14 protein-coding genes and 1 tRNA gene are annotated in these 14909 nt (G+C 40.4%); 7 read left to right on the forward strand and 8 right to left on the reverse strand.

Translation table 11 applies throughout. From position 1 onward, the window contains the following. Positions 1 to 31 precede the first annotated feature (31 nt). On the reverse strand, positions 32 to 541 hold the full coding sequence (locus J3U64_RS04835; protein ID WP_267390643.1) for a HugZ family protein: 510 nt from the start codon (positions 539 to 541) through the stop codon (positions 32 to 34). A gap of 318 nt (positions 542 to 859) precedes the next feature. Here J3U64_RS04835 and J3U64_RS04840 point away from each other — a divergent pair, with 318 nt between their 5' ends. After that, positions 860 to 1420, forward strand: a complete 561-nt coding sequence (locus J3U64_RS04840; RefSeq protein ID WP_267408495.1) for a hypothetical protein — start codon at positions 860 to 862, stop codon at positions 1418 to 1420. A 77-nt stretch (positions 1421 to 1497) separates the two neighbouring features. Here J3U64_RS04840 and obgE read toward each other — a convergent pair whose 3' ends face one another. The 4 genes from obgE to J3U64_RS04860 form a co-directional block, all read right to left on the reverse strand. After that, positions 1498 to 2631, reverse strand: a complete 1134-nt coding sequence (gene obgE, locus J3U64_RS04845; protein WP_267408496.1) for a GTPase ObgE — start codon at positions 2629 to 2631, stop codon at positions 1498 to 1500. Between the two features lie 171 nt (positions 2632 to 2802). Next, positions 2803 to 3075, reverse strand: coding sequence for a 50S ribosomal protein L27 (gene rpmA / locus J3U64_RS04850; protein ID WP_025331257.1), 273 nt, complete (start codon positions 3073 to 3075; stop codon positions 2803 to 2805). Positions 3076 to 3095: 20 nt separating this feature from the next. After that, positions 3096 to 3404 carry a 50S ribosomal protein L21 gene (rplU, locus tag J3U64_RS04855; protein ID WP_025331258.1) on the reverse strand — a complete coding sequence of 103 codons (309 nt, stop codon included), beginning with the start codon at positions 3402 to 3404 and terminating at the stop codon, positions 3096 to 3098. A 540-nt stretch (positions 3405 to 3944) separates the two neighbouring features. Then, entirely contained in the window at positions 3945 to 4205 is a 261-nt protein-coding gene (locus J3U64_RS04860; RefSeq protein WP_100140407.1) for a hypothetical protein, read from the reverse strand. Positions 4206 to 4871: 666 nt separating this feature from the next. On the opposite strand from J3U64_RS04860, the gene J3U64_RS04865 reads away from it, so the two are divergent. Then, entirely contained in the window at positions 4872 to 5846 is a 975-nt protein-coding gene (locus tag J3U64_RS04865) for a polyprenyl synthetase family protein (RefSeq protein WP_267408497.1), read from the forward strand. Between the two features lie 48 nt (positions 5847 to 5894). After that, positions 5895 to 5969, forward strand: a tRNA-Arg gene (locus J3U64_RS04870). 68 nt (positions 5970 to 6037) lie between these two features. Here J3U64_RS04870 and J3U64_RS04875 read toward each other — a convergent pair. Next, a complete protein-coding gene (locus tag J3U64_RS04875) occupies positions 6038 to 7999 on the reverse strand; it encodes an ATP-binding protein (RefSeq protein WP_267408498.1) in 1962 nt (653 codons plus the stop codon). A 15-nt stretch (positions 8000 to 8014) separates the two neighbouring features. After that, a complete protein-coding gene (locus J3U64_RS04880) occupies positions 8015 to 9181 on the reverse strand; it encodes an SIR2 family protein (RefSeq protein ID WP_267408500.1) in 1167 nt (388 codons plus the stop codon). Between the two features lie 360 nt (positions 9182 to 9541). On the opposite strand from J3U64_RS04880, the gene J3U64_RS04885 reads away from it, so the two are divergent. Continuing rightward, positions 9542 to 11239, forward strand: a complete 1698-nt coding sequence (locus J3U64_RS04885; protein WP_267408501.1) for a formate--tetrahydrofolate ligase — start codon at positions 9542 to 9544, stop codon at positions 11237 to 11239. Between the two features lie 259 nt (positions 11240 to 11498). Here J3U64_RS04885 and tal read toward each other — a convergent pair whose 3' ends face one another. Further along, positions 11499 to 12554: a transaldolase gene (gene tal, locus J3U64_RS04890; RefSeq protein ID WP_267408502.1), complete on the reverse strand. Its 1056-nt coding sequence runs from the start codon at positions 12552 to 12554 to the stop codon at positions 11499 to 11501. Positions 12555 to 12761: 207 nt separating this feature from the next. On the opposite strand from tal, the gene J3U64_RS04895 reads away from it, so the two are divergent. From J3U64_RS04895 to lptC, 3 genes are read left to right on the forward strand one after another with little or no spacing between them, the layout of a single operon-like run. Next, positions 12762 to 13736: a KpsF/GutQ family sugar-phosphate isomerase gene (locus J3U64_RS04895; protein ID WP_267408504.1), complete on the forward strand. Its 975-nt coding sequence runs from the start codon at positions 12762 to 12764 to the stop codon at positions 13734 to 13736. A gap of 41 nt (positions 13737 to 13777) precedes the next feature. Then, complete coding sequence (gene kdsC / locus J3U64_RS04900; RefSeq protein WP_267408571.1) at positions 13778 to 14311, forward strand: 3-deoxy-manno-octulosonate-8-phosphatase KdsC; 534 nt, start codon at positions 13778 to 13780, stop codon at positions 14309 to 14311. After that, positions 14308 to 14892, forward strand: coding sequence for an LPS export ABC transporter periplasmic protein LptC (lptC, locus tag J3U64_RS04905; RefSeq protein ID WP_100157281.1), 585 nt, complete (start codon positions 14308 to 14310; stop codon positions 14890 to 14892). The genes kdsC and lptC overlap by 4 nt, the downstream gene beginning before the upstream one ends. Positions 14893 to 14909 lie beyond the last annotated feature (17 nt).

Genomic DNA, 14909 nt, shown 5'->3' on the forward strand with positions numbered 1-14909 from the left:
CTTTACCGGCCAATAGCCACGTACAAAAGTATCACACTGTTTTCGCATTCTTTTCCGTTAACTGCACGGCACCAGCCACATCACCTGGCGTAAACACAAAAGCACGTCCAAAACCAGTTACCAGCCGTGCCTTTTCCAGCCGCAACCGGAACAGCATAAAATCTGGCAGCCCACTAAGCACATCAACAGTATTGCCCAGCTTGGTCTTCATTGCCTCCAAAGCGGCAATACCCTCAGTTGTATCTTTTTCAACAGTCGTCACAGCGGCAGCATAATTCATACGTGCACGTGCAAAAATATTGCGCGCAGAAGCTTCATCTTCTATTAGCAGAACATTTGCCTGCTGTTGCTGTTGCAAATTCTGTGTATGCAAAGCCAGACCGGACAACAGAACATACAGATAGCCATCATGCTCGGCAAAAGGTGCATAACTTGCATGCGGTTCACCATCCTGCCCTACCGTAGCCAGTACCAGAGAATCCAGTTGCTGTAGCCGCGTGACTGCTGCCTGAAGCTCAGCCACATCGTATTGTTCACTCATATATCGCCCTAAAAAAATTATCCAAAATTAATGATAATAATTTTCATCTGAAAACTCAAATACCATTTATACTCAATACTACCAAAACAGCAAGCTACCATTACCCCAAAAAGTACCGTACCATAAAAAAATAAATTCAATTCAAGCATAAAAAACACAAAAATCCATAGTCAATACTGTACGCTCCAGACTATAGGTTTTCACCAAACCACAAATAAAATTCAGCTTCAGCACAGTCAGAAATTAGGTAAAATCACCATCCGGATCACAGTCAAGCTTACGGCCAGCTCCAAATAAACCACAGTGGTACAGCACATCATGAATAATCAGCCTCATTCCGCAACCCATTCTTCCACAACCCAGAAACGTCCGCGCCAGTTGAAACAGCGCATACTTAAATTAATATTATTCTGTGGTTTCTGTATTCTGTATATCTTTATCCTAGCCACAATAGATAGTCGCACTGCCAGCAACCACAAACCGTGGCATTCTGATTTAACCATTGCTGCATTTAATCCAGATGGTTCATTTCTAGCCTTACCCTATTCCTATATTCAGCAGCACCCATTGGCCGGCACATCTTTTTTGGCCAAAAACACAGAAGGCAGCAAACAAAAAAATGACAACGATACCTTCAAATACACAATCATCGAGCAAACGGCACAACATCAGCAGATACGTACTAGCCTGCGTACTAACCGCAGCATAACCATTGCAATTTATCAAGCAACGGCACATACCGTTACACCCATCAAATCCACCAGCTACAACATAGAACAGATATCCATGGCAGCCGTAATGGCTCTTATCAGCGTTTTAATTCTTCAATTTGCATATCGCTTGCTAGGCCGCCGTACTGCTAAAAAGCAAACAAAATAAACATACATTTTCTTCATACAAAACAATTCCATAAAAAAGCCACCTGCAACAGGTGGCTTTTTGCAATTATGGCGGAATCATTCCGGTTGGATTAAACTATTAGATGGCATAATTTCAGTAACAGCCTTATCTGAATCCTGTAGCTCTGCTTGTAATTTATGCCGCGTATCCAGATACCGCTGAATAGTCTGCACTAACTCCTGAGTTCCCTGATGTGCCAGAGCACTGATTTCAAATACCCGCGGCACAGACAGGTCAAATTCATACTCATCATCCGGCTGCGGATAATCCCAGCCAATATCAGCAAGAAATTGCGCCACCCGTGCTGCCCGTTCATCTTCAGCCAGCATATCGATTTTATTTAGCACCAGCCAGCGCGGCTTATCATGCAGTGCTTCATCAAAACGGCGCAGCTCTTCTACAATCGCCAGCGCCTCGGCTGCTGGATTCACTCCATCATCAAATGGAGCCAGATCCACCACGTGCAGCAATAAACCAGTACGCGAAAGATGTTTCAAAAAACGGTGTCCCAGACCAGCCCCCTCTGCCGCACCTTCAATCAAACCTGGAATATCGGCCATCACAAAACTATGATTATCATCACTACGCACCACGCCCAGATTCGGATGTAATGTAGTAAATGGATAATCGGCTACCTTCGGACGCGCTGCTGAAACCGCACTGATTAAAGTAGATTTACCCGCATTGGGCATACCCAGCAAGCCCACATCAGCCAGCACTTTCAATTCCAGCAGCAAACTGCGTGCCTCACCCTCTTCCCCCGGCGTCGCCTGCTTTGGCGCACGGTTAACTGAAGATTTGAAATGAATATTTCCTAAGCCACCCTTACCACCTTTAGCTAAGCATACTCTTTGGCCATGATGAGTTAAATCAGCCACCACCTGCTCCGTATCCGCATCACGAATCAGCGTTCCCACCGGCATTTTTAGCTCAATATCATCGGCACCACGCCCATAACGGTCAGATCCATGGCCTTTTTCACCATTTTTAGCCTGATAGCGTTTAACAAAACGATATTCAACCAGCGTATTGATATTCTCATCTGCCACTGCCCAAACACTGCCACCTTTACCGCCATCACCACCATCTGGGCCGCCTTTAGGCACAAATTTTTCGCGCCGGAAGCTGGCTGCACCATTGCCACCACGGCCGGCAACTACCTCAATTTTTGCTTCATCAATAAACTTCATAACGTTCTCAGTCTGCAATATTTATGCTCAGGGCAAAACCACATGTCTCAGGGCTAGCGTCGTCACACGATTATAACGAAACTCCAGCAGAATAGCGCTAGCTGTAAATCCCCTGCTGCGTCCCAACAAAAAAGCCCTGCCAGACAGGCAGGGCTTAATAACTGTAAAAACTTACTCGTCTGCGCCAGTATATGGACGCACACTTACGGTTTTACGGTTCAACGCGCCTTTCACAGCAAATTCCACATAACCATCCACTTTCGCGAATAGAGTGTGATCTTTGCCCATACCTACGTTTTCACCGGCGTGAAAACGAGTACCACGCTGACGAACAATAATAGAACCAGCCGGAATCAGCTCATTACCAAAGGCTTTAACGCCCAAGCGTTTGGCTTCTGAATCACGACCGTTGCGGGAGCTACCGCCTGCTTTTTTGTGTGCCATTCTGTTATTCCTTCACTCAATTAGGCAATCGCCACGATTTCAATCTGGGTAAAATTCTGGCGGTGGCCCTGACGTTTCTGATAGTGTTTACGACGACGCATCTTGAAAATGCGTACTTTATCGTGACGGCCATGTGCAACCACTTTAGCGGTTACTTTAGCGCCTTCAATAAAAGGCGTACCCACCTTCACCGCTTCACCGTCAGCAATCATCAAAACTTCATTCAGTTCGATCTGGCTGTCGAGTTCTGCTGGTATCTGTTCTACTTTTAATTTTTCGCCAACGGCAACTTTATACTGTTTACCGCCGGTTTTTACGACCGCGTACATACTCAACTCCAATAGGAATTCAATTAAAAAACAAAAACTAAATTTCCGCACAAAACGGAATTGGCGATTATAACAACCACGGAATTAACTGTCAAAACAATAACAACGTTGTATAAGCGCAGAAGATGGCTACCGCAGCAGTTTTCAGTAAACCATAATACATAATGTTACCAATCATAAACAGTGATAAAAACCAGCAACCGTTATTAACTAAAATTTAAAAGAAATAAACACCAACTGAATAAACAAGCACCAAAAGCAACCGCAAAAAGATTGCTTTTAAAATGAATTATAAGCAATTGAGTAAAACTAAATTCTTTTATTCTTAAAGCCTTGATTAATCACCGCACAGCAAACTATGTTAGCTCAGAATTTCATAGCAAAATGGTCAAAAGAAACGTCAGTTGGCCCTCGTTAAACCTATCGATACCTACAGAAAAACTGCTGTAAGCACAGAAGAAACAAAAAATACATCTTTCCAATCAAAAAGAAAGATGTATTTAAGATTTCAATTTCTAAAAATTTATGCCACCGACAAAATTAATAGGCCACAGGCGGCTGAGGTTCCAGAGGGTCGATAACTTTTGTCGGACCATTTTTGAAAGCACACCAATTAACTCTCAATAAATCACATGGCAGCCACTTTGAAGGCGGTAATTTAACAATCGGATTAGCGATAGAAGGTGATTTAAACAAGCTGATATGCACGCCACCCTTATCAGGTGGATTACCTGCATAACAAGAAAAAGAAGCAACACTCAAACTTAAAATACCCAAAACAGTTAACACAGATTTTTTCACAATGATACTCCTTTGGCTAAAGTAAAGAGTTTAAATAAACTCATTGATTACAATACATTTTTTAATATATGTTGTAAACTTTTTATTTAAAGAAACAAAAAAATTGTCTGATTAACACAACCATAAAAAATTCAACCAGCCAACCCGTAATTTAAAAAATTTATATATTGCACGTAGCCAACCAATACCAAAACATAAAATCAATAAAAAGCTTCCTTTCCTTCACGCCAGCATAAAACAAAACCTAATACAAATACGTTCAAACTACATGTACAAAAGATATACAGTCCTATAGCAAAATTGATACATGTAATCTCACTCACACCCAAAGCCACAAAAACTATTCAGCGTTGAAATAAATTATTTTGTAATCACAACTCACAAATCCAATTACTATTCTTATAAAAACAGATAGATAAATGAAAACTCTACTCAGAAAATAATGAATAAACATACCCTGATTGATCTAGACAGCATTAGCTGGCTTTAGTTTCAGCCCAATTTATCCGAATTCCCCCAAAGCAAGAAATCATCAGAATTTACCCAATCTAACTTTTCTATCCCCTAAATTAATTTCAAGTATAATATTAAGCAATAGTGCTCAGTAGCAAACAGCACATTTTGATTAAAACACACCACCAAAATCCGTTGCAGAAACACATACACATGCTTGAAAACCTGCCCTATTTCCAAAAACACCTGCCCGAAGACCTAAGCCGCGTTAATGCGGTCATCAACCGTGCTGTCGAATCCGAAGTCGTTCTTATCTCCCAAATCGGCCAGTATATAATTAGCGCCGGCGGCAAACGCCTGCGGCCGATTATCACCATTCTGGCCGGCAAGGCACTGGGCTATGATAAAGACCCACTATTTTCCCTTGCTGCTATGGTGGAATTTATTCACACTTCTACCCTGCTGCACGACGATGTAGTAGATGAAAGCGATCTGCGCCGAGGCCGTGAAACTGCCAACAATCTATTTGGCAATGCCGCCGCCGTACTGGTAGGCGACTTTCTCTATACCCGCGCCTTTCAGCTGATGGTAGGTTCCGGCAGCCTGCGTATACTGGAAGTCATGGCTGAAGCCACCAACATCATCGCCGAAGGTGAAGTGATGCAGCTGATGAATATCGGCAATATCGACGTCACCGAAGAGCAGTATATTCAAGTAATTGAATACAAAACCGCCAAATTGTTTCAGGCAGCGGCACAAGTGGGCGCCATATTGGCCGGCGCCAGCAACAAACAGGAATTGGCACTAAAAAACTACGGTACCTATCTGGGCACTGCCTTCCAGATTATTGATGATGTACTGGATTACACCGGTGATGTAGACACCATCGGCAAAAATGTCGGCGATGATCTGGCCGAAGGTAAACCTACCCTACCCCTGATTTACCTGCTCAACCAAGGCAGCCCTGCTGCCGCGGCCGATGTGCGCCACGCACTGGAACATGCCGACCGCAGCTACTTCGACAAAATCCACGACCACGTACTGAATTCAGATGCGCTGGCTTATTGCACTGCGCAAGCCAAAAAAGCGATAGATAAAGCCGTAAGCTGCCTAAATGATTTACCTGCTAATGAAACCACACAAGCTATGCGCGATTTAGCATTGGCATCTTTAGCCCGAATCTCATAAAATAGCGGGCTATAGCCGCTTTTGACTATAGCCCTTCATTGTACAAGTCTCGCCGTAGTTCAACGGATAGAACACATGCCTCCTAAGCGTGCGATACAGGTTCGATTCCTGTCGGCGGGACCATTCTATAAAATCCTCACAAACAATCTCTACTAAATAATGAAGAATATAAATTAAATTTAAACATTTAATTAATTTTTAAACCATTGTTCATGGATGATACAATTCTGGCTATTAGGCTCAGGATTTGCTTTTTGAATTTTTATATGCATCGGCATGGGAACACAGTTACCAAAAACAACAGCTTCTCCAGGTGCTGAAAGTTTAATTTTACTACTTATATCATCTGATAAATATGGCAAAATAGCATTGATATAATTTATATCTCGCTCATTCAGGATGCGATGGATAATAAAATTACTGCACTGAGATAGCACTGTTGGTGACAATTCGGATGGACGCTGTGAAGAAATCAACAAGTAAAGAGAGTATTTTCGTCCTTCTCTGGCAATTTTTTCAAAAATATTTTCCTTAAATTGATAACTTGAATCTTTTTTTATATACCGATGTGCTTCATCTAAAATTAAATGTATAGGATTTTCTCTTCGTTTAGAACCAACTTGTTTTTTTCTAAAATCAAACAAGATTCTGCATAAAATTGATGTCAAAATTTCAAGCGAATCTCTGGATAGTTCACTGGTATCAATTATAATCAAATTATTTCGTTTTTTTTCTGACCCTAACAACCACTCGATATACTTTTCTTCAACTTTAATTTCACAGTTTTCTTCCCGCATAAACTGGCATTCTGGATCATTTAAAAAAACATTTAATCGTGTAATTAAAGTAGATGTGTATTCACCTATTCGGTTGTTACCAATTGATTTTTCTTTATTTAAACACAATTTAGTTGCAAAAATTAAATATTTATGAGAATAAAAAATATTTTTATTGAATTGTTTATTCATAATATTTTCTACTTCTTTTTGTTCTTCTTTAGAATCATAATTTTTTTGAATTTTTTCTAAAAATTTTTGAACTTTGTTATCATTGTTACCAAAGTCTACTGTACAGTTTGTTTTCAATTCTTCAATAGCATCTTTAATAACATTATAATCGGATTCATCTAAATTAGACTTAATTTCTTTCAAAATATCAAGAAAATCAATTGCCAAATTATTGATAATATTTATCGTTTCAGTATCATTGAGACCTCTTTTAAGTACATTAGAAACAAAATCGTAAATTTTATGAAAAAGATAAATTCTGATAATATTATTATGTTCTTGACTTTCTGTAATAGCAGAATAAAATCTATAGCACTCATCTAATACTTTCGACCAAAATGGTCTTTGAGTAGCATCCGAAGCCATTAAAAAAGAACACCATTCATCTAAATTAAATAAAAAATAAGGCAAATAAAACTTATCATCTTGATTCTTATCATCTTGATAAAGATTCGGTTTAAGGTAACGTATATTTATTTCAGAATAATTAGTTTTAGGAAATGCATTTTTATATTCACCATTCACATCAAATAAAATTACACACGAACCTTTTGCAGAATATGAGGTTTTTTTATAAATCTCCTGAAATATATGGGCAATAGTATTAGATTTACCACTGCCAGTATTACCTAAAACCGCCATATGAATGTTAAACAACTTTGTTATATTTACGTTCATCTTATACTGAATTAAATTTTTACTTTCTCCTAAATAAATGTCATTATGGACAAAATGTTTACCATCAGCATAATCTACTTTACTCTCTAACTCGATTTCTTCAATACTTTTTAATATTGCTTCCAAATCTTCATGAGTAACTATACTGACATCATTATATAAAGTGGGAAAAATTCCTACTCCTAATGAAAATGATTTATTAGTTTTTGTTCCAATAGGTTTAAGAATAAGTGAACGAATATTATTAGAATTAAAAGATGGATTTTTATCCAATTTATCTTCATCAAAAATGGAAACAACTTCACATATAAGCGTTTCACCAATAGAGTTATTAACTTTCAAATAACTCCCAATATTACCAAAATAATAAATTTTTCCTAATGAATTGATAACATTTCCAGTAATTTCAGCAGATATTTGCACTTTAAATTTATTATAATCAATGGCAACAATTTTTCCGATTATCATTTAAATTTCTCCTGCTTATTTGCTTTTAATTTTTTCTTTTTGTAGAGATTCGATGAATTGCTCCATCAAAGTCTTTTCTGGATTTATTTCAAAATCAGGCAATAATTTATTGACAATATAGTCAAAATAATGAATTTTTTTTTGTCCCGTTTCTCCATATACTTTATAAATTCTAGGATCATTTATTTTAGATAAAATATTATTTTCTTTATAATCTCCAAAGATTAGTATTGACAAATTAGCATTTGCGGCCAATGCCGAGTAAATAACATTATTTATGTGTTCATCACTAAAGCTATAGCCGATAATAATAAGTACATTTTGCGAGATTAATAATTTATCATGAAATTCACGAATTAAATCTGCAAAAGGTGAACCCAAACTTTTATTTTGCTTTAAAGGTGTAGGATAGATTAACACATTATTAGCAGGGACTTTCCGAGTATTAATTTTAATTTCTTTTATTTTAAAAAATGAATCTGTATCTTCTTCAACCCAATTTATTGAACCATGAAGCTTATATAAATAAACCATTTCTGCTATTGGCTCATATTTTTCTAAAGCCGTATCTATTTTTTTTGAAAAGGTATAGGTAAAGCGTGCAGGATTAAACGTTGAATTAACTCCACTACTAAATCCATTATTATAATTAAGATTCAATTCTGATATAGCTGTTTCATTAAACAAATCATTATTAGTAGTAAAGATATTTAATCTAGACTGATTTTTATTCCTAAATGCAAGTTTGTAATAAAAGGTCTTGTATAATTCTAATGTATCTTTTTTTGAATGAACATTCACATTAATTTCATTAAATATAAAGTTTTCTATTTGCTTAATTAATGAATTAATGTCTGGGCGAGGTGAATTTAATCCTTCAAGATAAAATCTTCCTGAATATAAAATACCCAATATGTTTTCTAAGTTTGCATTATTTTTTTTTAATTTCTTCCATAATTTCACATAACTCTTATCAGTTATTTTTCCATCTAATAATTCTAACATTCTTTTCATAGCTGGAATTGCCCCGGAACTCGTACCAGCACCCATCAAAACATTTAAATTTTTTGCATTAATCAAATCAGCTATTTTAAATTTAATTGTTTGAATTTTAAATTCAAAATCAGTAACTCCTTCAAGTAAATTTTTGGTCCCTTGTTCAAAGAAAATTTGATCAATCATCTTATTATCTCCCGTTAAATTCGTAATATTTGTTTACTGAGATTAAAACAAAACTTTTATATTCTATTCTTTCTAAAATTTTTTCAGTTGTTGTGTTAATAATATTAAAACTTTCTCTTTCTTAAAATTAATTTAAATCAATTTTTCAATGAATCTTGATTATTTATTTTAAAAATTAACTAGTAAAATATATTCTAGTTGTATGTACAATTTACGTTTTTTTCTTTATAAATTATGACTACAATTAACTTTTAGAAAATATGTTTTTTCTGGATATGTCTATTATTAAAATTAGCAATATAAATGTTTAATAATCAGACTTTTGCCATAAATTAATGCTTGATATTCTGGATATTAAATATGACCTTCTTACCCCCTATTATACAAATCGCCCGCAACTGCGGCATCCCCGAACAATACCTGATTCCTTACGGCCATGAAGTGGCCAAGGTAGATTTGAGGGTAATTCAGCCGGAAGCCAAGCAGGGCAAGCTGGTACTGGTGTCGGCAATTACACCAACGCCTTTGGGAGAAGGTAAAACGGTGACCACCATTGGGCTAAGTCAGGGGCTAAATTTTATTGGACAGAAAGCTATAGCCTGTATCCGTCAACCTAGTTTGGGACCGGTATTCGGGGTAAAAGGCGGTGCAGCTGGCGGTGGCAAGGCACAGGTGTTGCCGATGGAAAAGCTGAATCTGCATTTAACCGGTGACATTCACGCAATTACCGCTGCACATGATCTGGCTTCAGCAGCTTTGGACGCGCGTTTATATCATGAAGAACATCTTGGCGAAGATTTTACGGCACAAACTAAGCTGCCACGACTGAATATTGATAAAAACCGTATTGTCTGGAAAAGGGTGATTGACCATAACGACCGTGCTTTGCGGCGAATTAAGGTTGGTGTAGGTGGCGGTGCCAATGGTGTAGAACGCGAAGATGGGTTTGAGATTTCAGCCGCTTCAGAGCTGATGGCGATTCTGGCATTGGCGACAGATTTACAGGATATGCGCCAGCGTATTGGTCGCATTATTCTGGCTTATGATACGCAGGGCAAGCCAATTACCGCGGAGCAATTAGAGGTAGCCGGTGCAATGACGGTGCTACTGAAAGATGCTATTAATCCGAATCTGATGCAGACGGCAGAGCAGACACCAGTGCTGATTCATGCTGGCCCCTTTGCCAATATTGCCCATGGTAATTCTTCAGTACTGGCAGATAAGGTGGGATTGCAACTTGCTGATTATGTGGTTACTGAGGCAGGGTTTGGTTCGGATATGGGTATGGAGAAATTCTTTAATATCAAATATCGTCAGACCGGTGTGGCCCCATCCTGTGTGGTGCTGGTAGCCACAGTACGCAGTCTGAAATCCAATAGTGGGCGCTTTAATATTAAGCCGGGTCAGCCTTTGCCGAATGAAGTTAGCCAATGCAATGTGGCGCTTTTGGCAGAAGGCAGTGCCAATCTGGGCTGGCATATCCGCAATGCGAAAAGCTATGGTCTGCCGGTGATTGTGGCGATTAATCGTTTCCCTTATGACCATGAAGAAGAGCTAGAATATGTGCGCCAGTATGCACTGGAACAAGGTGCCAGTGCCTGTGAAATCAGTGAAGCGTTTACTCAGGGTGGAGCGGGTACGCAAGCTTTAGCCCGCCACGTGGTGGCGGCATGTGCACAGAATAATACAGTTACCCTGCCCTACGCGGACAGTATGCCGCTAGAAGAAAAAATTCAAACTATGGCGAAGAAATATGGAGCACGGCAAGCAAATCTGTCGGAGCTGGCCCAACAGAATATGGCGGAAATCCGCCAACTCGGACTGGATCATTTGCCTTTGTGCATGGTGAAAACGCCGTTGTCTATCAGTGCTGATCCAAATCTAAAAAATGTGCCTACTGATTTTGATATTGATATTGCGCGCTTGCAGGTATCAGCCGGTGCAGGTTTTATTCGTGTATATGCGGGTAATGTGATGACGATGCCGGGTCTGGGTACTTTACCGGCTTACCGTCAGATTGATATTGATGCTAAGGGTAATATAGTTGGTTTGCATTAATGTTGTCTTAGTCGAATAATATTCAGTTGTTTGATTAATGTTATCAAAGCCATAATGGTTACTATGCTGTTGTGGCTTTTTAATTTGCAACTAATAAACAATAGGATGGTATTGTTCAGATAAATCTGAGTGAGGATTTCATCTTTTGTATCAAATAAGTATAAATTTTTAGATGTATTTATATTTAAAGATGGAATAAACATAACAGATACAGTTTGGCCAATGACAAATCTGTCCTGTTATGTTTTCAAATCAATGCTTAAGCCAGTGGTTGTAATAAAGCGTCAAAGGCATCGACAAATTGCTGCAAGCCTTCCTGTTGCAGTCTGCTGGCAAGTGATTCGAGGTTAATACCTAGTTGTTCGATTTCAATCAGTACGCTTTTGGCCTGTTGTACTTCCTGAGTAAGGGTAGCTGCTGCGCGGCCGTGGTCAATAAATGCTTTCAGGGTATTGGCTGGTACTGTATTGATGGTATCTGCTCCGATAATGTTCTCTATATAGCAGACATCTGAATAAGCCGGATTTTTGGTACCGGTTGAAGCCCAGAGCAATCGCAATGGTGCAGCCTGCTGTGCCGCCAGATCGGTAAATTCACGGCTTTGAATAAATTCCTGCCATTCGGCATAAGCGGTTTTAGCCAGTGCAATGGCGGTTTTTCCCTGCAAGGAAGCTGGCAAAGTGATATCCAGTGCACTATCAATGCGTGATAAGAAGAAGCTGGCCACTACTTGAATACGGTTAACAGGCAGATTCTGTGCCAGTCGCTGGCGCAGGCCAGCGGCATGTGCCTGCCATGCTTTCTGTAGCTGGGCTTTAGAGAAAAGCAGGGTCAGGTTGACATTGATACCTTGTGCCACAAGTGTGGGTAAGGCTTGTATACCGCTATCAGTAGCAGGTACTTTTATCATGACATTGGGGCGTTCAAGCTGCTGCCAGAGAAGTACGGCTTCAGTAATGGTGGCCTGTGCATCATCGGCCAGATCGGGCGCCACTTCCAGACTGACCAATCCAGCTTTGCTATGACTACGTTCATACAGTGGCAGGCAAACATCACAGGCAGCCTGCACATCAGCCACTGCCAGCTGCTCGTAGCGCTGTTTTGGAGTGAGCGCTTGTTGTTTGAGGTGGTCGATGTCGCTTTGATACAAGCTGTCACCCGCGAAAGCTTTCTGAAAAATGGCCGGATTGGAAGTCACGCCACTGATACCGCTTTCCAGCATTTGTGCTAGCTCTCCCGACTGAATCAGACTCCTGGAAAGATTGTCCAGCCAAATCTGCTGTCCCAGTGTGTTGACTTGTGCTAATACGGCCATATTTATTCCTTGTGGTAAATATCTGTTAGATATGTTTTGTTAAGGTTAATCAATTGATTGAACCAGTTACGTTTACGTTGAAGTTTACTCTAACGAGGCTTGGCTATTTTGACAAGTTCCTGATGCAAACAAAATGACCGTTATCAGGTTATAATCAGGTTAAATTTGTTGTGTCTTTGTTTGCGTTTTTCTGCTGCAGATGGTGTTATGAACATTCAGGATAAATATTTGGACTGGGGCAAAGAAGTATTTGCTATTGAAGAACAGGCTGTACGCGAAGTTGCAGCCAGTCTGGATGAGCATTTTACTGCGGCTGTGGCCACGATACTTGATTGTCGTGGCCGTGTGATTGTCACCGGTATGGGTAAAAGTGGCCATATTGGGCGCAAAATTGCTGCTTCGATGGCATCTACGGGTACGCCTGCTTATTTTGTTCATCCGGCCGAGGCGGGACATGGCGATCTGGGTATGATTGTAGATGGCGATGTGTTGATTGCACTGTCTAATTCTGGTGAAAGTGAAGAAATCCTAGCTTTGATACCGGCAATCAAACGCAAACATGTACAGCTCATTTGCATCACCGGCAGAAATGATTCGAGTATGGCCAGACATGCTGATATACATGTGTGCGCTCATGTCTCACAGGAGGCTTGTCCATTGGGGCTGGCTCCAACGTCTAGCACAACAGCGGTAATGGTATTAGGAGACGCTTTGACGGTAGCTCTGCTACGGGCGCGCCAGTTTACGCCGGAAGATTTTGCACTGAGCCATCCGGCCGGTAGTCTGGGTAAACGGCTATTGTTGACAGTGGCAGACGTGATGCATGCTGGTCCGGAAATGCCGCTCGTTCAGGAAAATACTCTGTTGCGACAGGCAATCGTAACCATGAGCGAAAAAGGCTTGGGTATGCTGATTGTGGTAGATGGTAACGGGCAACTTAGTGGTTTGTTTACAGATGGCGATTTACGCCGTCTGTTTCAAAGCAATCAGCAATTGCAAGACTGGGTGATGGCCGATGTGATGGGCCACGCACCAAAAACCATTACGGCGGATCGGCTAGCGACGGAAGCTTTAAAAACCATGCAGACAAACAAAGTTAATGGTTTGGTGGTGATTGATAAACTGAATCATCCTGTAGGCGCGCTGAATATGCATGATTTATTGCAGGCGCGTATTGTTTAGGCGCGTTGAGGAGTGATATTAAGGGTATGTTGATGAATGCAATGATGTCGGCTACTGCACGATTACAGGCTGCAAAGCAGATCAGGCTGTTTATTATGGATGTAGACGGTGTACTCACTGATGGCCGTATCTTTATCAGAGATAACGGAGAAGAAATCAAAGCATTCCATACTCTAGACGGGCATGGGCTGAAAATGCTGCACCGGCACGGAATTCAGACCGCTATTATAACCGGACGCGATGCCGCCTCGGTTGGCATTCGTGTCCAGCAACTGGGTATTAAACATTACTTTAAAGGAATTTCTGATAAACGCAGTTGTTATCAGCAACTGCTGGAACAACTGCAACTTTCAGAACAGCAATGTGCCTACATTGGAGATGATGTGGTGGATTTACCGGTGATGAAGCACTGTGGTTTGGCTGTGGCTGTGCCAAATGCACATGCACTGGTATTACAGCATGCTGACTATGTCACTGAGGCTGCCGGCGGTGCTGGGGCAGTACGTGAAGTATGTGATTTACTGCTGGATGCACAAGGGTTTATGGCAGCGGAAATGGCGGGGTATCTGGCATGAGCGTGCTTCGCAGCCGCGGTAACTGGGCGTTTCCACTGATTCTGGCAGTGGCGCTTGGCGGTGTAAGTTTCTGGCTTGACCGCATTACTGAAGTTAAGACAGTGGAAATCCCGCTCAATCCGAAAGAACCGAAATACGTTATCAATACTATTCACGGTGAAAGATTTGATGATAACGGCCAGCTGAGTGAATCCATCCAAGCCTCTGCTGCACGGCAGTTTCCTCAGCAGACGGTGATTTATATCGATAATCCCGATATGAGTCTGTACAAAAATGGTACTGAGTTGTACCGGATTCAAGCCAAGAGCGGCCAATATTACACCGACAGCCGTAAAGTAGATTTGCTTGGTCAAGTAAACTGGCTCAAACACCAAGTGGGTGATGAACCGGAAGGACAACTGCAAACAAGTATTTTACATGTAGATACTCAGACTCAGGTAATTAAAACTGATGCGCCGGTTGCGTACCGGTATGGTATGTCGAGTGGGACATCACAAGGTTTTGAATATGACAAACAGCGTGGTTTTTTAAATCTTCCCGCGCGTGTAAGGGCTATTATTTATGATCCGCATTCACATTAGTGGTAAAGTTCTAGCAG

The organism is Snodgrassella sp. B3800 (genome assembly GCF_026535865.1).
GTDB lineage: Bacteria > Pseudomonadota > Gammaproteobacteria > Burkholderiales > Neisseriaceae > Snodgrassella > Snodgrassella alvi_E.

Bases quoted from the DNA above. Each gene is read 5' to 3' on its own strand.
- tal (WP_267408502.1), bottom strand. From the start codon at position 12,554: ATGGCCGTATTAGCACAAGTCAACACACTGGGACAGCAGATTTGGCTG.
- J3U64_RS04885 (WP_267408501.1), top strand. From the start codon at position 9,542: ATGACCTTCTTACCCCCTATTATACAAATCGCCCGCAACTGCGGCATC.
- lptC (WP_100157281.1), top strand. From the start codon at position 14,308: ATGAGCGTGCTTCGCAGCCGCGGTAACTGGGCGTTTCCACTGATTCTG.
- J3U64_RS04865 (WP_267408497.1), top strand. From the start codon at position 4,872: ATGCTTGAAAACCTGCCCTATTTCCAAAAACACCTGCCCGAAGACCTA.
- kdsC (WP_267408571.1), top strand. From the start codon at position 13,778: ATGATGTCGGCTACTGCACGATTACAGGCTGCAAAGCAGATCAGGCTG.
- J3U64_RS04840 (WP_267408495.1), top strand. From the start codon at position 860: ATGAATAATCAGCCTCATTCCGCAACCCATTCTTCCACAACCCAGAAA.
- obgE (WP_267408496.1), bottom strand. From the start codon at position 2,631: ATGAAGTTTATTGATGAAGCAAAAATTGAGGTAGTTGCCGGCCGTGGT.
- J3U64_RS04835 (WP_267390643.1), bottom strand. From the start codon at position 541: ATGAGTGAACAATACGATGTGGCTGAGCTTCAGGCAGCAGTCACGCGG.
- J3U64_RS04895 (WP_267408504.1), top strand. From the start codon at position 12,762: ATGAACATTCAGGATAAATATTTGGACTGGGGCAAAGAAGTATTTGCT.
- J3U64_RS04880 (WP_267408500.1), bottom strand. From the start codon at position 9,181: ATGATTGATCAAATTTTCTTTGAACAAGGGACCAAAAATTTACTTGAA.
- rpmA (WP_025331257.1), bottom strand. From the start codon at position 3,075: ATGGCACACAAAAAAGCAGGCGGTAGCTCCCGCAACGGTCGTGATTCA.
- J3U64_RS04875 (WP_267408498.1), bottom strand. From the start codon at position 7,999: ATGATAATCGGAAAAATTGTTGCCATTGATTATAATAAATTTAAAGTG.
- rplU (WP_025331258.1), bottom strand. From the start codon at position 3,404: ATGTACGCGGTCGTAAAAACCGGCGGTAAACAGTATAAAGTTGCCGTT.